The sequence below is a fragment of the Atrimonas thermophila genome, assembly GCF_045864955.1.
GTDB lineage: Bacteria > Atribacterota > Atribacteria > Atribacterales > Thermatribacteraceae > Thermatribacter > Thermatribacter velox.
Genome location: NZ_AP028803.1, coordinates 1057856 through 1079239, shown reverse-complemented (window position 1 = coordinate 1079239; position 21384 = coordinate 1057856). Strand labels below are relative to the sequence as shown.

The following is a 21384-nucleotide window of genomic DNA, read 5'->3' as shown; positions in this document are numbered from 1 at the left end:
CATGAGAGAAACCGAGCTTCACAAAAATTTTTGGAACCACCACGTCGCCAAAGAGAAGCGAAGGGACAGGAACTTAGAAAAAAAGATCCATACCGATTTAGTATGGCTTGAGATAGAAAGAGTTTTACAAGAAGGTATGACTGTTCTGGATGCAGGCGGAGGATATGGAAGGTACTCGTTACTCCTTGCTGAAAGGGGTTGTGAAGTTTACCACCTGGATATCTCAAAGCGAATGCTCAAGGATGCTCAGGATGAAGCTCGGAAGAAGGGCATTAGCAACATCCGTTTTATAGAAGGTGATATCAGGGACCTCTCTTTTTTTGAGGACGGAAAGTTTGACCTGGTAATCTCTCTGGATGCACCTGTATCCTATGCCTATCCACAACACGAAAAGGCTCTGAAAGAACTGGCCAGAGTGAGCAAAAAAATGCTCATCATTTCAGTGGTCAATCGTTTGGGCCAACTTCCGGTATTCATAGAAACAGAGCTCCGCTTTCATAAATCCTTGGAAATCAGCATGAAATTTCTGAAAACCGGCAATTGGGATCATCCGCCATTTTTAAACTCCCTGGAAGGGAAAATGCCCTTTCTGTCCTATTTCATTTTTCCTCCCCTGCACGGGTTTTTGCCTCAGGAAGTAATTAGCATGGTAGAGACCAATGGTTTCGCAATTGAGCGCTTGGTGGCCACAGGTACTTTAGCCCGCATGTTGTCCCCGAAAACACTCCGTAAATTGTCTAAGGATGCAAACCTATACCGCGAGTTCTTAAAAATCTCCTTAGAGTACGATTCCCAAATTGAAGTCTTGGGCATAGGTGCCAGGTCAGCTTCCGGAATCTTAATCGTAGCACACCGCAAGCAGGGGAGAAAGCAGTGAAGTGGCGCAAACTCGTTATCATACCGAAGGATGATGTATCTCGCGAGCTCCTGTACCTTTTCTTTCAAGGAAAGGCGATAGGTGGTTTGTGGGAAAATGGAGAGAAAATAATTGTTTACCTTGAAGAACAAAAAACTCTGGACGACTTACCAACAAACCTTGTAAAGCATCTTGAAGAAACTGAAGAACCGGAAAGTGATTGGAAAAACTATTGGAAAAAGAAATTCCCAGTAGTTTGGGTTGAGAAAAACATTACTATTCGTCCTCCTTGGATAGGGCCAACCGGGGCTGTTATAGATTTGGTTATCTACCCCGGACTCGCTTTTGGCACCGGTCATCACCCCACCACTTTGTGGTGTATTAGAATGCTCAAGAAATACTGTAAAAAAGGGAATACTCTCCTCGATGTGGGAACGGGGTCAGGAATACTCTCCATATTTGCTTCCAAAATAGGAGCCTCCAGGATAGTCGCTTTAGATATAGACCCCCTGACCCAGAAAGAATTACAAAGAAACTGCGCCTTAAACAATATTCATCCCCAAAAAATTGATTTTAAGCTCGGCAGCATTGCCGATGTGAGGGGCAAGTTTGACCTCCTGGTGGTAAATATAGGTCCCAACTTTATCATTGAAAATGCACCTCTTTTTGAGGAAAAACTTGTTCCTGGGGGATTGCTTATAGTCTCAGGGTTTGAAAGGAAAGACATACAGAAAGTGTGCTACAAGCTTAACCTTTTAGGGTTTCAAGAAACAGACCGCGCCGTTCAAAACAACTGGGTAACCATGGTTTTTTCTAAGAGTAGGAAGTAAGTTATAATAATATTGAAGTCCCAAAACAGTGAGGTGGTCTGTGCTTTGAGAATTGCTTTTGTGTACTCTACTAAAGACCAAGGCCTGGTAAATATCACTAAATACATGATAGCGCTTTTTGAAAAATCCGGCCATACGGTAAAAGCAATAGAAGTTGAGAATCTTTCTTCGCCCATAAGCTTTAGGCCTTTCGACTTAGTTATGGTGGGAGCAACGATAACCAGTTTCTTTGGGGGGAAAATCTCTCAAGAAGTTGTTAAGTTTCTGCAGGGAGCCAACGGGATGGAAGGGAAAAAATCAGTCGCTTATGTGAAATCTGCACTCTTTGGTACCGACAAGGCCTTACGCCGCCTGATGGGGCATATGGAATCGCGAGGTGCCTTTGTAGTTGATTTTGAGGCCATTAAAGGACAGAAAGAGGCAGAAGAACTTGTGAAACGTCATCTTTAAGAAGGGAGGGTAAAAGATGGAAGAGCGTTCCGGAAAAAGTAAGGAGCTTTTTGAAGAATTACTTTTTGGACCTATCGAAAAGTTTTTCGGACCCCTGGTCGATGACGAAGTAAAAAAGCACCTTTCTCAAGCTCGAATAGAATTGCTTAAAGCTATGCGGGTTGCCATAGACCGAGAAATTGAAAAAGCAGAAAAGAAACAGCAATGTCAATAAAAATGGTGCGCGGTGCTGGATTCGAACCAGCGACTTCCACCGTGTGAGGATGGCACTCTACCGCTGAGTTAACCGCGCACTTGAGTGTCTATAAGCATTATATGCAACTCCCCAACCTGTGTCAACCAAATACCACTCAAAAACACATAGCTATTGGTTCTAATCCTTGCTATCGAAAAGTAGACTTTCCGCAACAAAATGGTAAAATAAAACGTTGTGTTGCAAACAGCTATCTCCCTGCAAAAAGGGGGAAATCTTGATAGAAAAGGGGATATGTGATATGGCAGTGCATTTCAGTGAGCTCGGTCTGGTTAACACTCGCGAGATGTTCCGAAAGGCCATGGAAGGAAAATACGCTGTTCCTGCTTATAACTTCAACAACATGGAACAGCTCCAGGCTATAATCATGGCCTGCGTGGAGTGTAACTCCCCAGTTATACTGCAGATTTCCAAGGGCGCTCGCAAATACGCCAACCAAACTCTTCTGCGCTATATGGTACCGGGAGCAGTCCAGATGGCCCGCGAATTGGGTAGCAATATTCCCATCGCGCTTAATCTGGATCATGGGGACTCCTTCGAGCTCTGTAAAGCCTGTGTAGATAACGGTTTCTCCAATGTTATGATCGACGGCTCTCATCTCCCCTACGAAGAAAACGTAGCACTTACCAAAAAGGTAGTTGAATATGCTCATGCTCATGACGTTACAGTCGAAGGGGAACTCGGTGTGCTGGCTGGAATTGAAGAACACGTCTCCTCAGAGGAAAGTCACTATACCAAGCCTGAAGAAGTTGAAGATTTTGTCTCCAGAACTGGTGTAGACAGCCTGGCGATTTCCATAGGTACCTCCCATGGGGCCTATAAGTTCAAACTTAAACCAGGTGAACCACTTCCCGAGTTGCGTTTTGATATCCTTGAAGAAATAGAAAGACGACTCCCTGGCTTCCCCATTGTTCTCCATGGAGCCTCGTCCGTGCTCCAGGAGTATGTGGAAATCATAAACAAATACGGCGGAAAACTCGAAAACGCAGTAGGTGTTCCTGAAGACCAAATTAAAAGAGCAGCCCAGTCGGCTGTTTGCAAAATCAACATTGATTCTGACGGGCGCCTGGTTTTCACAGCCATGGTTCGCAAATATCTTGCTGAAAACCCTGCCGAGTTTGACCCTCGAAAATACCTTGGAGCAGCCAGAGAAGAACTCAAGAAGATGTACATAAGAAAATGCGAATTGCTGGGTAGCGCTGGTAAGGCTTAATCATCAAAAAGGCCTGGCTGGTGTCGCCAGGCCTTTTTGATGTGAAAAACCCTTTGTAGTACTTCTTAAAAAAACCTGAGACAAAAAACGAGTTGCCTGTCTTTTTCAGAAATTCAAGTTTTGCTTTACTGGCAGCTTTGACAGCTGGAAGAACTACTGACTTCAGGAACCGCAACCTCAGTATCAGGCATAGCCGCCGAAATGTTCACCGAAGTACGGTAAGAAACTGCATGTCCAGCACTGTCTTCACCTTCAAATACAAGCAGGGCCTGACCTGCAGTTATGCCATGCGAAGAAAAATAGTTCTGCACCTCGTTTGAAAAAATCTCGACAGTCCATGATACCCCTTCTGAGCCTTCATCCTCCAAGGGAGGAACCAGGATATAAACAAAGAAATAACGCTCCAGAGAAGGAATGTGGTTACCCTGCGCATCGTAATAATATATACGGCATCTGGTGATTTCTGCACCCACCTTATTAAGGGGATAAAAGGTAAATTGAACCGAACGAGCAAAAATGACTGATACCTCCTGAGTAACTGAGGAGGTATCAGTGTACGTAGCACTCTGGGATTCACTTGATTCTTCCGTGGTCCCTTCCTGTGTACTCGTGGTTGTTTCCTGACCGGAACTTTGGATAAAACTGGAACTCGTAGCACTCTGAGATTCTATGCTGGTTCTCGAAATAATGCCCACCGAACCTGTGGAAATTGAAGAGCCGCTTTCGTCAAGAATTTCTATCTCGATACGTAGCTTGGCGGTGGGAAACATCGGGTTGTCAGCAAACCACCTGCAACCAGATAAAAACACCAAACATAAAACCATGACCACAGGAAACAAAGTTTTTTTCATACGCCCTCCACAGAAAACCCAGCGTTTTTTGAAAATTATACACCAAAGAGTAAGCACCAAAAACTCGACTGGAGTTCAAAAACCATGAAAACTAATAAACATTTTGGAAATTCCCACTTGACTCAAAAACTCCAGCAAAGGAAACCAAAGTGAATAACCATTGAGGAAAAATCCGGAAAGCTCAACTTCGTGAGGAGACCACAGACTGGTGCCGAAGGGGGGAGTTGAACCCCCACGGGTTTTCACCCACTGGATCCTGATTCCAGCGCGTCTGCCATTTCCGCCACTTCGGCACGCACTCATAAATATATCATGGAACAAAGCTTTGTCAAGACGTCTCGCTCCAGTGAGCAATCCAAAATCTTTTCCAACGCTCTTGCAATTCAAGTATTTAAGTATTAAAATACCTAAAAGAGGTGAAAAGGACATGGCACATCCCTTCAAGATGCAAGAGGCAACTGCAATAGCTTTGCACAGCATGGTAAAAATTGCGCAAGCGCATCCAGAGCCCCAGCAAGTCAGTGTTCTCGCTTCACAAATAGGGGTATCCAGAAATCACCTGGCAAAAGTGCTTCAAAGACTTCATAAAGCGGGTCTCGTCAAATCGAAGCGAGGACCGAAGGGAGGCATAACACTTGCTAAAGAACCCCAAAGAATCAATCTTCTCGAAATATACGAAGCCATAGAAGGCAAATTTAGTCCTAATGCTTGTCTTCTTAATAAGCAAGACTGTCCATTCAAAAAATGTATAATGGGAAATTTGGTTGGCGAGATAGGAAGAATGTTTGGCGAATTTTTCGCATCCTATTCTCTCGCCAATTTTAAGTTCAAAAATAATGGGAGGTGAGCGAAATTGTTCTGTTATCAATGTGAACAAACAGCACAGGGTACAGGATGTACCGCATTCGGTGTATGCGGCAAGGACCCAGAAGTGGCATCTTTGCAGGATTTACTGGTGTACTTGCTGGAAGGAATAGGGCAGTATATGACGAGAGCAAGGAGAAATGGTTTGCAGGACAGAGAAATCGACCACTTTGCTTTGGAAGCACTCTTTGCAACCCTCACCAACGTTGATTTTGATCCTCAACAACTTGCAGAGAGAATCAAAAAAGCGAACAAAATAAAAGAACGAGCACAGGCACTTTATGAAGAATCCTGCAGAAAACAGGGTCTTGCTCCGGAAAATTTAGAGGGACCAGCTAGGTTCGTAGTTCAAGAAAATTGGGACACTTCCGAAATGGTACGGAGAGGAGAAGCATTCAGTCTCGAGAAAGACATAGAAAGCCTTGGTGAAGAAATTGCTGGGGCTAAACACTGTGTTCTGTATGGCCTCAAAGGTATCGCAGCATACGCCCATCACGCCCGGATTCTTGGCAAAGAGGACCAAAAGTTGTACGACTTTTTCTATGAAACCTTGGATTTCTTAACTCGTAACAACTATTCTCTGGAAGAACTGCTTTCCAAAGCTTTAGAAGTAGGTAAATGGAACTTGAAGGCTATGGAACTTTTAGACAATGGGCACGTTGAACGCTTTGGCCACCCTCAACCTACACCAGTGCGCATCACTCCCAAAGCTGGTAAAGCCATAGTGGTCTCAGGTCATGACCTGGTTGACCTTGAAGCACTATTGCAACAAACTCAGGGTAAGGGCATAAACATCTATACCCATGGCGAAATGCTACCAGCCCACGGCTACCCTGGCTTAAAGAAATATCCCCATCTTGTAGGCAATTATGGAAGTGCTTGGCAGAATCAGCAAAGAGAATTTGATGCCTTTCCGGGAGCTATTCTCATGACCACCAACTGTATTCAGAAACCAAGGGAAAGCTACAAAGACCGAATCTTTACCTGTGGTCCTGTAGGCTGGCCCGGTGTGGTGCATATTAGCGACCGCGACTTCAGCCCGGTTATTGAAAAAGCGCTTTCTCTACCAGGGTTTGAACAGGACGAACCTGAAAAGTCTATCACCGTAGGTTTTGCCAGAAATGCGGTTTTAAGCGTTGCCCCCAAAGTTATTGAAGCGGTCAAACAGGGCAAAATAAAGCACTTCTTCCTCATAGGTGGATGCGATGGAGCGAAACCAGGGCGCAATTACTATACCCAGTTCGCTCAGATGGTCCCCCAGGATTGCGTAATCCTCACTTTGGCTTGTGGAAAATACCGCTTTAATAAGCTTGATTTCGGTACCATAGAAGGCATTCCCCGCTTGCTTGATGTGGGACAGTGTAATGACGCTTATTCTGCCATCCAGATTGCCTTGGCTCTTTCAGAAGCTTTCGGGGTAGGAGTAAATGAACTACCTCTTTCTCTTATTTTGTCGTGGTATGAACAAAAAGCGGTTGCCATACTCTTAACCCTTCTACATCTGGGCATAAAAAATATTCGACTTGGACCCAGCATGCCTGCATTTGTAAAACCGGCAGTATACAACGTTTTAAAGGAGCAGTTTAATCTTCTTCCAACAACTACGCCCGAAGAAGATTTGAAAGCAATACTCGGATGATCCGTTGACCAGCATCCACAGGAGACAGAACTCAAACGGAAACCTGTCTCCTGTGGAATCAATAGTAGTCAGCAAAGAAGAAGACAAGTCCAACTTTTTAGACAACTCGAGGTGGAGCAGTCGAAGCGCGGATCACCAGATAGGGTTTAACAAGCATTATCTTTTGGGTAACTTCTTCACCTTTGATTAAGCTGTCAAGTAATTCCACTCCCAAACGAGCCATTTCCTCAAAAGGTTGCGCTACTGTGGTAAGAGGAGGAGAAACTACCTCACAGATGGGTATATTGTCAAAGCCAACCACTGAGATATCTTTGGGAATATCCAACCCCTTATCACGAAAAGCCTGCATGGCTCCAAATGCCATCATGTCGTTATGTGCAAAGACTGCGGTGGGCAAACCGCCGCCAGTTGCAAGCATCTTGAGAGCAGCTTCTTTGCCACCGTTAATCTTAAAATCACTTTCAAAAATGTATTCACTATGGAGATCAATACCCGCTACTTTAAGACCCTCACGGAAACCCTCAAGTCTTTCTCTGCACAACCTTATCTTTAAAGGACCAGTTATGCAAGCAAGATGGCGATGCCCCATTTCGACAAGATGCTGAGCAGCAAGGAAGCCTCCCAGAAAGTTATCGAGTTTTACCGTCGGTGCAAATTCTATCTCCAGGGTCCTATCCAGGACAACATAAGGAACCTGCTTGAAGTAAGAAGACATAAAGAGGATACTTTCATCAGAAACCCTGGAAAAGATAATGCCATCTACCTTTCTCTGAATCAACACCGAGAGATAGTTTTTTTCTTTGTTTTTGTCATTGTTGGTATTACAGAGAATGACGCTATAGCCATGGGCAGAAAGAAATTCTTCAAGGTACTTAGCCAACCTGGCGAAAACGAGATTCTCCACATCTGGCACCAAACATCCTACAAGCCGAGTCTTCTGTTGGCGCAAGCCCCGAGCCAGAAGATTAGGTTGATAATTTAGTTTTTCAATAGCCTCTATAACTCGGGAACGCCTTTCTGGACTAACCTTTCCCGAGTTATTTATAACCCTGGATACAGTAGCAATAGAAACCCCTGCCAATTTGGCAACGTCTTTAATGGAAGGCATTTGAAAACGTTGTCCCTGCTTTTTTAAATATCGTAACAATTCACGGAATAATTTTCAATTCTTTTGATGGGTTGACACGCATTTTTGCTTTGTGTTACATTAAAGAAAACGTTAACAAGCAATTTTCCTGTAGCCAATTAAAGAAAGGGGATACCAGCATGAATAACAATGCGAAAAGCATTATTGAAAACGCCCTTGAACAGGGCAAAGGGGTGTTTCGCCTTTTTCCGACCTGGGTACCTCGTGCCTTCTGTATTCCAGGAAAAAGACTCAAGCTTCACCCTGATGACTACTATGCTTTCGGAGCTCATCGTGGAGGTATCGATGAGCGATGGTTTGCTTCTACAGTAAAAGCTGACAATGGTCCAGAAACCCTCCCTGACGAAGGATTAAGTTACATTTATTTTGAAGATGGCAATAAAGTGCGCAAAGTACTTCTTAAAGACGCAATTGAGCTTATGGGGAAGGACATTCTTGGTGAGCGAATAATGCAAAAATATGGTGGATGGACTATGTTTGCCAAATTCTTCGATAACATGAACCCTCTTCCCCATCATGTGCATCTTGACGATGAAAAGGCTTCAAAAGTGGGCCAGCTTGGCAAACCAGAGGGTTATTACTTTCCAAAGCAGTTAAATAATCATGGCGGCTACTTCCCTTATACCTTTTTCGGTCTCAATCCAGGCACTAAGCGTGAAGATATAATAAATTGCTTGAAGAACTGGGATAAAGGAGATAACGGCATTCTCTATTATTCCAGGGCCTATAAACTTAAGATAGGTACTGGCTGGAATGTACCTCCTGGAATACTTCATGCTCCTGGTTCGCTTTTAACCTATGAACCCCAAAGAGCTTCAGATGTGTTCGCCATGTTTCAAAACATTGTATGGGACAATTATCTCTCCTGGGATCTTCTGGTAAAAGACGTTCCTGAAGAACACAAAAACGACCTGGACTACATAGTAGACCTGCTCGATTGGGAAGCGAACCTAAATCCCAACTTTTTTGAAGATCACTTTCTTCCTCCCAAACCAGTAAAAGCAATTGAAGAAATGCATGCTGAAGGGTATGAAGAAAACTGGGTAGTTTATAACAGCGATTTCTTTGCTGCGAAAGAGCTCACTGTATTTCCAGGGAGTTCAGTAACTATTAAAGAAAACGGACCTTACGGAGTTATTGTAATTGAGGGACATGGCCGTTTTGGCGCTCTTGAAATTGAGTCACCTCAGTTAATCCGTTTCGGGCAAATGACCAAAGACGAACTGTTTGTCACTTACGAAGCGGCTCGGGAAGGAATAACCATAACCAACTTAAGTGACAAGGAAAATCTGGTAATGCTCAAGCATTTTGGTCCGGAGGCCTAATTTGTCCGAAAATGTAATCCTTCGTTTTGAAAAAGTTAGTAAGCGTTTTCCGGGAGTTCTGGCTCTTGACGAAGTAAGTTTTGATGTAAAACAGGGCGAAGTGCATGCCCTGGTGGGGGAAAACGGAGCAGGTAAATCTACGCTCATTAAAATAGTGACCGGCGTTCACCGTCGCACTTCTGGAGAGATTTATTACGAAGGAAAACCTGTAGATTTTCATACCCCCCACGAAGCTCTTGCCAGAGGTATTGCTGCCATTTATCAGGAGTTCAATTTGATCCCCGCCCTTACCGTTGCCGAAAACATTTTCATGGGTCATCACTTTCTCACCCCTCGTGGTCTCGTGGACTGGACCAGAATGCGCCAGGAAGCCAAGAAACTGCTCGATTTCTTAGATGTTGATATTGATGTGGATGCAAAAGTTCGAGACCTTGGTGTTGCTAAGAAACAGGTTGTGGAAATAGCAAAAGCATTATCTTTAAATGCCAGAATTTTAATCATGGACGAACCTACGGCAACGCTGGCTCAAAAAGAAATAGAAACCCTTTTTCGGATAATTCGTTTCTTAAAAGAAAAGGGAGTAACCATCATTTACATTTCACACCGTCTGGAAGAAATTTTTAAAATTTGTGACCGAGTAACTGTCTTGCGAGACGGAAAACACATTGCAACCAGAAACCTTGAAGAAATTAGCATGGAAGATATAATCCGAATGATGGTTGGAAGAAACATAACTAATAAATTTCCACGCATCCCCCACGCTCCTGGAGAAGAAGTTTTGAGAGTAGAAGGGCTTACCCGTCACGGTGTTCTGGAAAACATTTCTTTTTCTTTAAGAAGGGGAGAGATCCTTGGTATTGCCGGAATGGTTGGCTCAGGAAGAACCGAGCTACTCAGAGCAATCTACGGTGTGGACCCAATTGATAAAGGAGAAATTTATATAAGAGGAGAAAGGGTCCAGATCAGCTCACCTGTTGAAGCTATCAATCTTGGAATAGCTTTGCTCCCGGAAGAACGCAAAACTCAGGGTTTAGTGCTTCTTCTATCAGTGCTTGACAACATAGGTCTCCCTGTTCTACCACAAGTCTCGAAACGAGGTTTCGTTGATGATCAGCGGCTGCTTGAAATAGGAGAAGAAATGGTTAAACAGATGAATATAAAAACTCCTTCGCTTTACCAGAAGGTAATGTTTCTCTCGGGAGGTAATCAACAAAAAGTAGTGCTTGGAAAGTGGTTTGCTCGCAATTGCGATATCTATCTCTTCGATGAGCCAACTCGGGGCATCGATGTGGGAGCCAAGGTTGAAATCTATCACCTCATGAACAAACTCATCGAAAAAAAGGTGGGCATCATCATGGTTTCTTCTGAATTACCCGAAATCCTTGGAATGAGCGACCGAATCCTGGTAATGCGCGAAGGAAGAATTGTTGGTGAACTTAATCGAGAAGAAGCCACACAGGAAGCTATCCTGAGCTTAGCGGTGGGGGGTAATGCAAAAAATGCAGTTAATCAGTGATGAACAAGAAACCCAAAAGAGTTTTGTCGAACGGTTTTTCATATTCTGGGATAAGGCGGGAATACTTCTTGCCTTTATAGTAGTTTGTGTTATTTTCGGTGCATTAAACCCCATTTTTTTCCACCCCCTGAACATGCTGAACGTAATCCGTCAGGTGTCCATTATTGGGGTTATTGCAGTAGGAATGACTTTTGTAATCCTTTTGGCTGGTATTGACCTTTCAGTCGGTTCCATTGTTGCTTTTTGTGGAATTATCGCTGCGGCTTTTCAAGTAAAATGGGGAGGTAGTCTCTTCCTCAGTATCGTCATTCCCCTACTCATTGGTGGCGGAATAGGCTTTATGAACGGTTTTATATCCACCAAAGGTGGGTTGCACCCATTCATCGTGACTCTTGGTTCGATGAGCATCTTTCGGGGAGCAACTCTCCTTGTGGCCCAGGGAAAACCCATTGCTGGTATGAGTCAGGCCTTTCGCTTCATAGGAGCTGGCATGGTAGGTCCTATTCCCTTTCCAGTAATTATTTTCATCTCCATAGTCATAATAGCCGGTATAGTATTAAAAAGAACAGTGTTTGGACGCTATATTTACGCCATTGGCGGTAATGAGGAAGCTGCACTGCTTTCAGGCATCATGGTTGAACGATATAAAATATCAGCATTTACTATTCTGGGCTTTCTTTCTGGATTAAGCGCTCTTATTCTTACTTCCCGGCTTAATTCTGGAGAACTGGTGGCAGGGCAGGGATATGAGTTGGATGTCATTGCTTCAGTTATAATTGGTGGCACCAGCCTTATGGGTGGTGAAGGAGGTGTCTACGGTACCCTGGTCGGTGCATTACTTATAGGTGTAATATCCAATGGGCTCAACCTGCTTGGAGTGCAACCTTATTGGCAGATGATAGTTAAAGGCTTTATCATAATCCTTGCCGTCCTGCTTGACAAGCTCAAAAGACGCTTCAGAACAACTTAAAAGAAAGGAGGTGCACTGAATAAGGATAGCCCTGACATCAAAATTTGGGTCAAAAAGAAAACTTTCTCATATCCAAAAGGAGGTCGATGATTCATGAAATGGTTAACCAGAATGGTTCTTTTAATGGTAATAGTGGCGGTACTTTTTGGAGGAGTGGCAGTCGCTCAAAAACTAACTATCGGGTTGTCTTTCCCAAGCCTTTCTTTCGCCTGGTTTGCTTTCTTAGAAGATGCTGTTAAACAAAAAGCACAGCAACTCGGTGATATTGAAGTAATATCTTTGGAAGCTCAAAACGAAGTTTCCAAGCAAATTTCTATAATTGAAGACATGATTATTCGAGGTGTAAATGGGGTACTCCTGGTACCCATCGAAGTCGAAGCAGTCATTCCTGCTATCGAAGCCCTAAACAAAGCTAATATACCGGTTGTCACTGTGGATAGAAGAATTAAGGAAGGTGCTCCAGTTGAGATTCTCTGCCATGTCGGTGCCGACAATACGGAAGGTGGTCGCAAGGCAGCTCAATTTATAGTGGAAAAATTAAAGGAAAAGTATGGGGAGCCAAAAGGTGTAGTAATTGAGCTTACTGGTACCCCAGGAGCAGGTCCCGCCATTGACCGGAGCGCAGGTTTTCACGAAATAATTGACCAGTATCCCCAGATAACTGTAAAAAGCCAGACTGCTAATTTCCGGCGTGATGATGGTATGAAGGTAATGGAGGACTTCATAATGAGTACTCCTCAGATTGATGCAGTGTTTGGCGCCAATGATGAAATGATTTTGGGTGCCATTCAGGCCATGGATGCAAGTGGCAAAGTCGATGTAAAAGAAACCATAACTGTAGGCTTCGATGCTTTACCTGAGGCTTTGAAGCTTATTGAAGAAGGTATCCTCGATGCAACCATTGAGCAATTCCCAGGCAAACAGGCATCAACGGCTTTTGAAATATTGGTTAACTTTTTGAGAAAAGGTGAAGAGCCAGCTCAAAAAGTCATGCTTATCGAACCAGCGGTTATAACTAAAGACAACCTCGATCAAGCTGAAAAGAGTTTCTAAATCTGAGCGAAGCATTGACCTTTATGGGTCACCAATTAAAAAGAGGGGCAGTACTGCCCCCTCTTTTTAATTGGTGATAAATCCTATCCATTTAGTAAATCCTGCACTTTCAAAATCACCAAATACTGATAAAATTATGACTATGGTTATAAAAACAAGTTTAGAACACACCAATAACTTTGTCCTTGAATTCAGGGGAATAACTAAGCGCTTTCCACCCAACAACTTAGCAAACGACCATATCACTTTTGGCGTTAAACAGGGTAGCATCCATGTCATTCTTGGAGAAAACGGAGCGGGCAAATCAACCCTTATGAACATCCTTTACGGGTTGTATCAACCCGATGAGGGCAGCATTTTACTTCGGGGCAAAGAAGTGCACATCACCTCACCCAGGCGAGCCATCGAACTTGGAATAGGTATGGTTCACCAGCACTTTAAACTGGTTGAAACTCACACTGTACTTGAAAACATCGTCTTAGGTCTGAAGAATACTCCTTTTACGCTTCCCAACAAGAAGCTCGAAGAAGAAATAAAAAACATGTCAAATGCCTTCCGTCTCCCTGTAGACCCTCAAGCAAGAATCTGGCAACTTTCTCTTGGCGAACAACAGCGAGTAGAAATTCTTAAGGCTCTTTATCGAGGTGCCAAAATCCTTATTCTTGATGAACCTACTTCAGTACTGACCCCCAGAGAAATTGAGGGGCTTTTCTCAACGTTACACTCAATGAAAAAAGAAGGGAAAACCTGTATATTCATAACCCACAAACTCGAAGAAGCCGTGGAAATTGCGGATACTATAACTGTGCTTCGCAAGGGAAAGGTGGTTGGCTCTTTCGAACCCACCAAAGTAACCTTACGAGAACTTGCAGAGCTTGTAGTAGGTAAAAGTATTGAGTTGACCGCTAAAAAGCCTCAGGTATCGGATTTTGGAGAAACCGTGCTTGAAGTATCAGACCTGTGGGCAACTGGGGACAGAAACATACTTGCCCTACAAGGAGTGTCTTTTCACGTACGAGCCAGAGAAATCGTTGGTATAGCTGGGATATCCGGCAATGGCCAGAAAGAGCTGGTAGAAATACTCTCTGGCCTAAGATATCCTAAAAAGGGTAAAATAATAGTGAACGGAAAAGAATTTACAAAAATACAACCTGCAGACCTCTTACAAGAAGGAATAGCTTATATACCCGAAGACCGAAGGTTAGCCCTTGTAGAACAGATGAATATTAGTGAGAATTTGGTTTTACGAAGCTTTCATCGTAGTCCCTTCGCAAAAGGTCCCTGGATAAACTGGAAAAAGGTAAAGGAAAAAGCCGCGCGGCTTGTTAAGGAATATGCTATCAATCCTCAAAACATTGAACTACCGGTAGGATTGCTTTCGGGAGGTAATAAACAACGTGTAGTACTGGCCAGAGAGCTTTCCCGTCATCCCCGCTTAATCATAGCAGCTCAACCAACTGTAGGGCTGGATATCGCTGGAACTACTTTCATTCACCAGCTGCTTCTTGAGAACTCTTCGAGGGGCTCGGGTGTTTTGCTTGTTTCAAGCGACCTTGACGAAGTAATGTTGCTCGCAGATACCATTCTGGTATTCTTTCGGGGAAAAATAATCGGCAAGAAAGAAAGACCTCAACAGGGATGGAGCGAAGAAGATTTGGCTCAAATAGGCCTCTGGATGGGTGGAGTAAAGGGGGAAACACGTTGAAAACAAAGAAGTTAACCCTGGTAGAACATCTACAACCCGTGCCAACCAGTGTTGTTGGTATATCAGCTTTAGCCCTGATTGCTGCCTTAGGAGTGGTTAGCTTAATCTTCGCCGCTTACGGAATCCACCCTCTAAAAGGCTATCAAACGCTGTTCAAAGGAGCCTTTGGGAGTTGGTACGCTCTCTCGGAAACTTTAACCAGAACCATACCTCTTTTAATAGTTGGTTCAGGGTTAACATTAGCCTTTCAAGCTTCAACCTGGAACATCGGGGCAGAAGGTCAAATTCTTCTTGGAGCATGCGCTGCTACTTGGATAGCTCTTTTTTCTGGTTTACCTCCCACATTGATAATTCCTGCAATGTTCCTTCTGGGTTTCCTTGCCGGAGGACTGTGGGCCTTACTCCCTGGTTACTTCAAAGCCAAATTTTCAGTCAATGAAACTATAGTAACTCTGATGCTCAATTATGTGGCTTCCAACATTGTACTCTATCTTATTCACGGACCTTGGAAAGGAAAAAGCGCGAGAGGGTTTGCCTACACTGATATGTTTCCCAAAGAGGCCTGGCTGAACACTATAAGTGGTACACGCATTCCCATTTTGACCCTGGCACTGGGCTTTCTGGTAGCTCTTGCTTGCTACATCATACTCCGTTATACAACCTTCGGTTTTCGTCTTCGGGTAAGTGGCCAAAATCCTCAAACTGCTAAGCTGGTGGGTATCAAACAGGAAATGGTCACTTTGTGGGTGATGTTCCTTTCGGGAGGCCTCAGTGGCGTAGCTGGAGCGGGAGAGGTTAGTGGTATCCACCACCTCCTGCGCCATCCTTCCCACATTTCTCTTGGCTACGGTTATACTGCCATAATCGTAGCCTGGTTAGCCAGGGCCAACCCCCTGGCAGTACCGCTTTCTGCTTTTCTCTTTGGAGCGTTAATGTCTGGCGGCGATGCTCTCAAAGTTTCATTAGGAATACCATTTCAAATGGTACACGTTTTTAACGGACTGATTATTTTCTTCCTCATTGCTGGAGAAAGATTTATGCGATATGGATTAAAACTAACCAAAAACGGGGAGGTAGGAACGTAACCTTGGATACACTCTCCTGGATAGAAAGTGTTTTGGTACGCTCATTGCTTTACGGAACGCCCCTGGTCATCGCTACTCTGGGTGAAATCTATGCAGAGCGCTCTGGTGTCCTCAATCTTGGAGTGGAAGGAATGATGATTCTGGGTGCATTTGCAGCTTTTGTAACCACCTACTTATCCGCCAATCCCTGGTTCGGTATAGTGGTGGGAATGCTTGTGGGTGGTGGTGCCTCACTAATACATGCCTTTTTGAGCGTTACCCTGAGAGCGAATCAGGTAGTCTCGGGGCTGGCCTTAACTATGTTTGGACTCGGGTTAACCGGTGTCTTAGGAAGACATTTCGAAGGAAAAACTCTACAAGATAGTCTGGCCAGGGTGCATATTCCCTACCTGAATAGAATTCCTTTGCTGGGGAAAATACTGTTTGAAGGGCAAAGTGTCATCGTTCATCTTGCCATAGCACTATCAGTCATCCTCTGGTTTCTGCTTTTCCACACCAAATGGGGTAACTCAGTAAGGTCTGTCGGCGAAAATCCTGCCGCAGCAGACGTAATGGGAGTCAATGTGTGGAAAGTACGTTATATCTGCGTGTTTATAGGAGGCGTTATGGCAGGTCTCGCTGGTGCTTATTTATCCATCGTATACAGACCTTCCTGGGCATACGGAATGACTGCTGGTATGGGATGGTTGGCAGTAGCTCTAACCATTTTTGCTTTCTGGAATCCACTTTATGGCATGATTGGAGGATATCTGTTCGGAGCTTTGTACCACCTATCGTTCAGACTTCAGCCCTGGGTAGCAGCTGAGCTTCTGAACTCCTTGCCGTATCTTTTTCCAATCATTGCTCTTCTCTTGTTTTCCAGATTGGCTTTACACAAGAAAATCGGTGCTCCCGCCTCGCTTGGCAAACCCTACAAGCGAGGCGAGTCATAAAGGACACTGTTTCTCATAATAATTTTAGGAGGTGGTTAATTTGGGAAGGCTGTACAGTAAAAAGCTCGTTCCTCTGTTTCTGGTTCTGATACTGGGTTTTGCCATTCTTGGCGTAGCATCAGCCCAGGAAAAAATCAAAGCTGCTTTCATCTATGTAGGACCCATTGGCGATTACGGGTGGAGTTACGCTCACGAACAGGCGCGTCAAATTGTCGATGAAGCATACCCCTGGTTAGAAACAATTTATGTTGAAAATGTACCTGAAGGCGAAGTAGAAGGAGTAATCGACCGGGTTATCAATCAAGAAAAAGTCGACGTAGTGGTCACCACCAGTTTTGGGTTTATGGACGGAACACTTAATGCAGCTTTAAGATACCCGGATAAAATATTTTTCCACTGCTCAGGTTTCAAACGAGCACCCAACATGGCTACCTATATGGCTGATTTTCATCAGATTTATTACTTGAATGGAATTATGGCCGGAGCACTTACCAAATCCAACAAAATCGGGTATGTAGCCACTTTCCCCATACCAGAACTTAAGCGCCATATCAATGCTTTTACCCTGGGCGTAAGACGGGTTAACCCTGATGCAAAAGTTTTTGTGCGCTGGCTTCAGAGCGCCTGGTATGATCCAACTGGTGCCAAGGAGGCCGCCGAATCTCTTATTGCCGAAGGCGTGGACGTCTTGGCCTTTACCGAAGATTCTCCTACCGTAGTACAGGTAGCACAGGAACACGGCCTGCCAAGTTTCGGCCATTACTCCCCTATGCTGAACTTTGCAAAAGAGTCGGTTGTTTCCGGACAGTTAGTCCATTGGGAAGCTATATATTTTGACTTCTTTGCCAAAATCTACGCCGGATATTACAACAATAAAAATCTGGAAAACGTCGACTACTGGTGGCTACTCAGAGAAAAAGCAGTAGAACTGGGAGCTGATTTCGGAGTACCTGTGAATCCAGTTTTTGAGGAAAAGCTTAAGAACTTTGTAGTAAACGACCCCATGTATGGAGAAGTAAATGCTCTGGAGCTGGTTGAGCTTCTTGAGAAAGCTATGTCTGATCCTGAATATGTTTTCAGTCCTTTCAATGGCCCCATTTATGACCGCAAAGGCAATCTCCGGGTAAGAGAAGGAGAAAGGCTGTCCCTGGAAGAACTTCTTACCATCGAGTGGGCAGTAGAAGGTGTAGAAGGTTCCTGGCCCGGAGAACCTGAATAACCTTTAAGCACGGAAAAAGAGGGATTACATGTAATCCCTCTTTTTCCGTGTAAACACTGATAAAAACCTATTTAATTTCCCACCAAACAAGCTGCCCAAAACTCCGTGATGCAAAATCTCGCCAGCTGAAAATACTCGGCGTAAAATGAAAAACTCATTCTTTAAAAAGAAAAATTTAAAACCAATATAGAAACCGTTTGCAAAAATAAGATAGAAAACAAAAACATTGAAATACCCGCTATATGATATAAAAAGACAAATCAGTGGGTTGACAAAAGCTTTTCCATTTTCTATGCTTATTCTTGAATTTAAGTAATCAATTGCAAAAATTGGGACTGTACAATAAACTGTGTAAACCCCTTTGGGAAAAAGATAAACTTTTACCAAGGGGGTTATGAAAATGAAAAAGGAAAAACTATTAAGAAAACAGCTTCGAGAGTTCATCAAAGAGAACAACCTGGTCACGGCCCAAGACGCCCAGGACGCTATTAAGTCCCTCATGGGCGAGCTCATCGAAGAAATGTTAGAAGCTGAGCTCGAAAACGAACTGGGCTACAGCCGCTATGACTACCGCAACAAAAAGACAGACAACGCAAGAAACGGTCACAGCAAAAAGAAGGTAAAGACTGAACTTGGACCCTTAGAGATAAGCGTTCCCCGCGACCGTAACGGCGAATTCGAGCCGATAGTAGTCAAGAAATACCAGAGAGATATCTCTAGCATAGAAGACCAGATACTGTCCATGTATGCCAAGGGAATGAGCACCCGCGACATACAGGAGCACCTGGAAAGGATATACGGGGTTCACGCCTCGCCATCCCTGATATCAAGCATTACAGACAAGATACTTCCGGTTGTCAGGGAGTGGCAGAACAGGCCTTTGCAGCCGATATACCCGTTCATTTTCATTGATGCAGTGCACTACAGCGTGCGGCAAGACGGCCAGGTTGTTAAAAAAGCAGCCTACGTAGTAATAGGCATCGATCTTGACGGCCGGAAAGATGTTTTGGGTATATGGATTGGCGAAGCCGAAAGTGCCAGGTTCTGGCTGTCGGTATTAAGCGACATAAAAAACCGCGGAGTTGAGGATATACTGATTATCTCGGCTGACGACCTTGCCGGGATAAGCCAGGCCATCAAAGCCATCTTTCCTCAAGCAGAAGTGCAAAAATGCGTAGTCCATCAGATAAGAAACTCTGTGCGTTACGTCAGCTACAAAGACCGTTCTCAGTTTGTCAAAGATCTCAAAGCCATTTACAAGGCAGTGAACCAGGAAGAAGCTCTCAGCGCCTTGCAAGCTCTAGAAGACAAGTGGCAAGCCAAGTACCCGTTGGCGGTAAAATCCTGGATTAGAAACTGGGACGAGTTGTCCACCTGCTTCAATTATCCTCCCGAGATACGGAGGTTGATATACACAACCAACATCATCGAGGCTTTTCACCGCCAACTGCGAAAAGTAACTAAAAGCAAAGCGGCGCTTCCCAATGACGATGCCCTTATCAAGATCCTGTACCTGGTCACCATGGATGTGACCGAAAAGTGGACAGTGTCAGTGAAAAACTGGGGACTGATTCTATCCCAGTTGATAATTCTGTTCAAAGAAAGGATTGAGCCTTACCTCTAAACTAGTTACCAATTAAGGGGTTTACACAAAAAACTTGACAGACCCCAAAAATTTCTTGGAAAGCATTTAAAAATAAATCATCAGGGGAATTGAAATTATAATTGAAATGAATGCTTATATGGTAAGCAATAATAAAAATCCTGTTATTCACGACAAATATTGTGCTCCCGAGAAACCTCTTTCTTCTTTTGGTTATCGTAGAGAAAATTTTCCACGTTTTAAAGTTCGTTTCCAACAACTATCGTTCCTAAAAATTTTGGCAGGAGATAGAGGAAAGGTTTTTCTTTCCTGCGGTTATCCTGGTTTTCCCTGGCCAATTTACCATTTAAAAGTTGAGAAAGCAGGAACAAAGTTCTTTAATTCTAAAACTTCTTCCTGCTTTCAGAAACAAATTTCCAACTAAACTGCAGTAAGGAGGTGAAAATCGCCAAAAAACTAAATTTCAAAAACTCACAAAAGTTTAAATTAAATTTCGAAAGGAGTTGAGAAATTTGAAAAAGTTGATTCTCGTGTTAGTTGTTTTGAGCGTGAGTGTATTAGTAAGTTTGTCTTTTGTTTTAGCAGATGACCTGAATTTGGGACGTTTTGATGGCGTTACCATCAAGGCTTGTCTCATTGGAGGCGGAGATTACGAGAAAATTTATGAGGAATTCTTTCCAAAGTTCGAAGAGCTAACCGGCGCCAAAGTAGAAATCGTATTTAAGGGAAATGGTTTTGACATTGACAAGAAAATGAAACTTGATTTTGCTGCCGGCACTGTTGATTACGATGTGTGCTGGAATCATACCAGTTTCTTTAGTCAGTACATTGACTTTCTGGAACCACTAGAAAAATATTTCACTGAAGAAGAATTAGCCGATTTCTCACCCCGAATTATGCAATTCGCCAGGAAAGACGGTCATCTCTGGTTTATACCGCGACACGCCGATATCAGCACCTTACACTACCGTACCGACCTTTTCAACGACCCTGAACTGCAACGCAAATTCAAAGAACAATATGGATACGATTTAAGACCTCCTGAAACCTGGGACGAATTCAAAGATATTGCTATTTTTCTGAACAATCCTCCTGAAATCTACGGAACCCAGTTTGCCGGAAAAGAAGAAGCTCTCTCTGGAAGATTCTGGGATATCTTAATGGCTCATGGAGGAAAAATTCTGGATGAAAACTATAAGCCAGCTTTTAACGGGCCAGAAGGAATTAAAGCAGCCAGTCTCCTCCGGGATCTTTACCAAGCTGGAGCTATGCCTCCAGGCATGCTTAACTTCCTGTGGGACGATGTAGCAGCAAACTTTGCTAACGGAATCATTGCCATGTATACAGAGTGGTACGGGTGGTACTCATACTTCCAGAATCCCGAAAGTTCCAAGGTTGCTGGCAAGTTTGATCTGGCTCGCCAACCTAAAGGAGATGCCGGCATTCACAGCGGTTGGGCTGGAGCCCACGCTTTCTCAGTAACTAAGTTCAGTAAACATAAAGAAGCAGCAGCAGCCCTGGTGAAATACATTACAAGTTATGAGCCACAACTTTTCGAGGGTCGTATTGGATATATTCCAGTTCGTAACTCTGTTTTTGAAACCCTTAAGAAAGAAGCCGAAAACTCAACTGACCCGCTGGCCAGGAAAAGACTTGAACTAATGCAAGTTCAGATTAACGAAGATTTTACTCCTCCTCCAATTGTGCCCGAATGGATTTCCATTTCCAACATTCTCTATCCCACCTTGCAAGCCATTATGCTTGGTGATAAAGACGTCAAAGAAGGACTGGATGAAGCTGCCCAGAAAGTGGAAGAGCTGATGAGAGAAGCAGGATACTACGACTAAAGCAACAAAAGTAGGGGACACTTCAT

At 43.8% G+C, this 21384-nt stretch carries 19 protein-coding genes and 2 tRNA genes; 17 read left to right on the top strand and 4 right to left on the bottom strand.

Going from position 1 to position 21384, the window contains the following annotated elements; genetic code table 11:
* The first annotated feature begins 1 nt into the window (after position 1).
* From ACKTT1_RS05605 to ACKTT1_RS05590, 4 genes are read left to right on the top strand one after another with little or no spacing between them, the layout of a single operon-like run.
* Positions 2-877, top strand: coding sequence for a class I SAM-dependent methyltransferase (locus ACKTT1_RS05605; protein ID WP_412710489.1), 876 nt, complete (start codon positions 2-4; stop codon positions 875-877).
* A complete protein-coding gene (locus ACKTT1_RS05600) occupies positions 874-1686 on the top strand; it encodes a 50S ribosomal protein L11 methyltransferase (RefSeq protein ID WP_412710488.1) in 813 nt (270 codons plus the stop codon). Before ACKTT1_RS05605 ends, ACKTT1_RS05600 begins: the two co-directional genes overlap by 4 nt.
* A 45-nt stretch (positions 1687-1731) precedes the next feature.
* Positions 1732-2136, top strand: coding sequence for a hypothetical protein (locus ACKTT1_RS05595; protein WP_369019239.1), 405 nt, complete (start codon positions 1732-1734; stop codon positions 2134-2136).
* A 16-nt stretch (positions 2137-2152) separates the two neighbouring features.
* Positions 2153-2350: a hypothetical protein gene (locus ACKTT1_RS05590; protein ID WP_369019240.1), complete on the top strand. Its 198-nt coding sequence runs from the start codon at positions 2153-2155 to the stop codon at positions 2348-2350.
* A gap of 3 nt (positions 2351-2353) precedes the next feature.
* On the opposite strand, the gene ACKTT1_RS05585 is transcribed toward ACKTT1_RS05590, so the two are convergent.
* Positions 2354-2428 (bottom strand) — tRNA-Val (locus ACKTT1_RS05585).
* A 202-nt stretch (positions 2429-2630) separates the two neighbouring features.
* Here ACKTT1_RS05585 and ACKTT1_RS05580 point away from each other — a divergent pair.
* Complete coding sequence (locus ACKTT1_RS05580; RefSeq protein ID WP_369019395.1) at positions 2631-3602, top strand: class II fructose-bisphosphate aldolase; 972 nt, start codon at positions 2631-2633, stop codon at positions 3600-3602.
* 125 nt (positions 3603-3727) lie between these two features.
* Here the strand turns inward: ACKTT1_RS05580 and ACKTT1_RS05575 are convergent, their stop codons facing one another.
* Both ACKTT1_RS05575 and ACKTT1_RS05570 read right to left on the bottom strand, forming a co-directional pair.
* The gene (locus ACKTT1_RS05575) at positions 3728-4453 is read right to left on the bottom strand and encodes a hypothetical protein (RefSeq protein WP_412710487.1); all 726 of its coding nucleotides are present in this window, start codon (positions 4451-4453) and stop codon (positions 3728-3730) included.
* Between the two features lie 206 nt (positions 4454-4659).
* A tRNA-Leu gene (locus ACKTT1_RS05570) sits at positions 4660-4746 on the bottom strand.
* Positions 4747-4880: 134 nt separating this feature from the next.
* Between ACKTT1_RS05570 and ACKTT1_RS05565 the strand changes: the two genes are divergently transcribed.
* Both ACKTT1_RS05565 and hcp read left to right on the top strand, forming a co-directional pair.
* Positions 4881-5300: an RrF2 family transcriptional regulator gene (locus tag ACKTT1_RS05565; RefSeq protein WP_412710486.1), complete on the top strand. Its 420-nt coding sequence runs from the start codon at positions 4881-4883 to the stop codon at positions 5298-5300.
* 6 nt (positions 5301-5306) lie between these two features.
* Entirely contained in the window at positions 5307-6956 is a 1650-nt protein-coding gene (hcp, locus tag ACKTT1_RS05560; RefSeq protein WP_412710485.1) for a hydroxylamine reductase, read from the top strand.
* Positions 6957-7053: 97 nt separating this feature from the next.
* Here hcp and ACKTT1_RS05555 read toward each other — a convergent pair whose 3' ends face one another.
* On the bottom strand, positions 7054-8064 hold the full coding sequence (locus ACKTT1_RS05555) for a LacI family DNA-binding transcriptional regulator (protein ID WP_412710484.1): 1011 nt from the start codon (positions 8062-8064) through the stop codon (positions 7054-7056).
* A gap of 158 nt (positions 8065-8222) precedes the next feature.
* Here ACKTT1_RS05555 and ACKTT1_RS05550 point away from each other — a divergent pair, with 158 nt between their 5' ends.
* The 10 genes from ACKTT1_RS05550 to ACKTT1_RS05505 all read left to right on the top strand — a co-directional run bounded on the left by ACKTT1_RS05550 (position 8223) and on the right by ACKTT1_RS05505 (position 21358).
* Positions 8223-9428 (top strand): hypothetical protein, encoded by a 1206-nt coding sequence (locus tag ACKTT1_RS05550; RefSeq protein WP_412710483.1) that lies wholly within the window; start codon positions 8223-8225, stop codon positions 9426-9428.
* A gap of 1 nt (position 9429) precedes the next feature.
* Positions 9430-10944 carry a sugar ABC transporter ATP-binding protein gene (locus ACKTT1_RS05545; protein WP_412710482.1) on the top strand — a complete coding sequence of 505 codons (1515 nt, stop codon included), beginning with the start codon at positions 9430-9432 and terminating at the stop codon, positions 10942-10944.
* Entirely contained in the window at positions 10928-11914 is a 987-nt protein-coding gene (locus tag ACKTT1_RS05540) for an ABC transporter permease (protein WP_412710481.1), read from the top strand. The genes ACKTT1_RS05545 and ACKTT1_RS05540 overlap by 17 nt, the downstream gene beginning before the upstream one ends.
* Positions 11915-12007: 93 nt before the next feature.
* Positions 12008-12967 (top strand): substrate-binding domain-containing protein, encoded by a 960-nt coding sequence (locus ACKTT1_RS05535; RefSeq protein ID WP_412710480.1) that lies wholly within the window; start codon positions 12008-12010, stop codon positions 12965-12967.
* 136 nt (positions 12968-13103) lie between these two features.
* Positions 13104-14672 (top strand): ABC transporter ATP-binding protein, encoded by a 1569-nt coding sequence (locus ACKTT1_RS05530; RefSeq protein ID WP_412710479.1) that lies wholly within the window; start codon positions 13104-13106, stop codon positions 14670-14672.
* On the top strand, positions 14669-15757 hold the full coding sequence (locus ACKTT1_RS05525) for an ABC transporter permease (protein WP_412710478.1): 1089 nt from the start codon (positions 14669-14671) through the stop codon (positions 15755-15757). Before ACKTT1_RS05530 ends, ACKTT1_RS05525 begins: the two co-directional genes overlap by 4 nt.
* 2 nt (positions 15758-15759) lie before the next feature.
* A complete protein-coding gene (locus ACKTT1_RS05520) occupies positions 15760-16689 on the top strand; it encodes an ABC transporter permease (protein WP_412710477.1) in 930 nt (309 codons plus the stop codon).
* Positions 16690-16762: 73 nt separating this feature from the next.
* Entirely contained in the window at positions 16763-17908 is a 1146-nt protein-coding gene (locus tag ACKTT1_RS05515; RefSeq protein ID WP_412710557.1) for a BMP family ABC transporter substrate-binding protein, read from the top strand.
* Between the two features lie 400 nt (positions 17909-18308).
* Entirely contained in the window at positions 18309-19532 is a 1224-nt protein-coding gene (locus ACKTT1_RS05510; RefSeq protein ID WP_412710476.1) for an IS256 family transposase, read from the top strand.
* Positions 19533-20023: 491 nt separating this feature from the next.
* Positions 20024-21358, top strand: a complete 1335-nt coding sequence (locus ACKTT1_RS05505; RefSeq protein ID WP_412710475.1) for an ABC transporter substrate-binding protein — start codon at positions 20024-20026, stop codon at positions 21356-21358.
* Positions 21359-21384 lie beyond the last annotated feature (26 nt).

Excerpts from the sequence above, each read along its gene's own strand:
- ACKTT1_RS05540 (WP_412710481.1), top strand. The coding sequence starts at position 10,928 with ATGCAGTTAATCAGTGATGAACAAGAAACCCAAAAGAGTTTTGTCGAA.
- ACKTT1_RS05555 (WP_412710484.1), bottom strand. The coding sequence starts at position 8,064 with ATGCCTTCCATTAAAGACGTTGCCAAATTGGCAGGGGTTTCTATTGCT.
- ACKTT1_RS05530 (WP_412710479.1), top strand. The coding sequence starts at position 13,104 with ATGACTATGGTTATAAAAACAAGTTTAGAACACACCAATAACTTTGTC.
- ACKTT1_RS05550 (WP_412710483.1), top strand. The coding sequence starts at position 8,223 with ATGAATAACAATGCGAAAAGCATTATTGAAAACGCCCTTGAACAGGGC.
- ACKTT1_RS05580 (WP_369019395.1), top strand. The coding sequence starts at position 2,631 with ATGGCAGTGCATTTCAGTGAGCTCGGTCTGGTTAACACTCGCGAGATG.
- ACKTT1_RS05510 (WP_412710476.1), top strand. The coding sequence starts at position 18,309 with ATGAAAAAGGAAAAACTATTAAGAAAACAGCTTCGAGAGTTCATCAAA.
- ACKTT1_RS05590 (WP_369019240.1), top strand. The coding sequence starts at position 2,153 with ATGGAAGAGCGTTCCGGAAAAAGTAAGGAGCTTTTTGAAGAATTACTT.
- ACKTT1_RS05535 (WP_412710480.1), top strand. The coding sequence starts at position 12,008 with ATGAAATGGTTAACCAGAATGGTTCTTTTAATGGTAATAGTGGCGGTA.
- ACKTT1_RS05575 (WP_412710487.1), bottom strand. The coding sequence starts at position 4,453 with ATGAAAAAAACTTTGTTTCCTGTGGTCATGGTTTTATGTTTGGTGTTT.
- ACKTT1_RS05605 (WP_412710489.1), top strand. The coding sequence starts at position 2 with ATGAGAGAAACCGAGCTTCACAAAAATTTTTGGAACCACCACGTCGCC.
- ACKTT1_RS05565 (WP_412710486.1), top strand. The coding sequence starts at position 4,881 with ATGGCACATCCCTTCAAGATGCAAGAGGCAACTGCAATAGCTTTGCAC.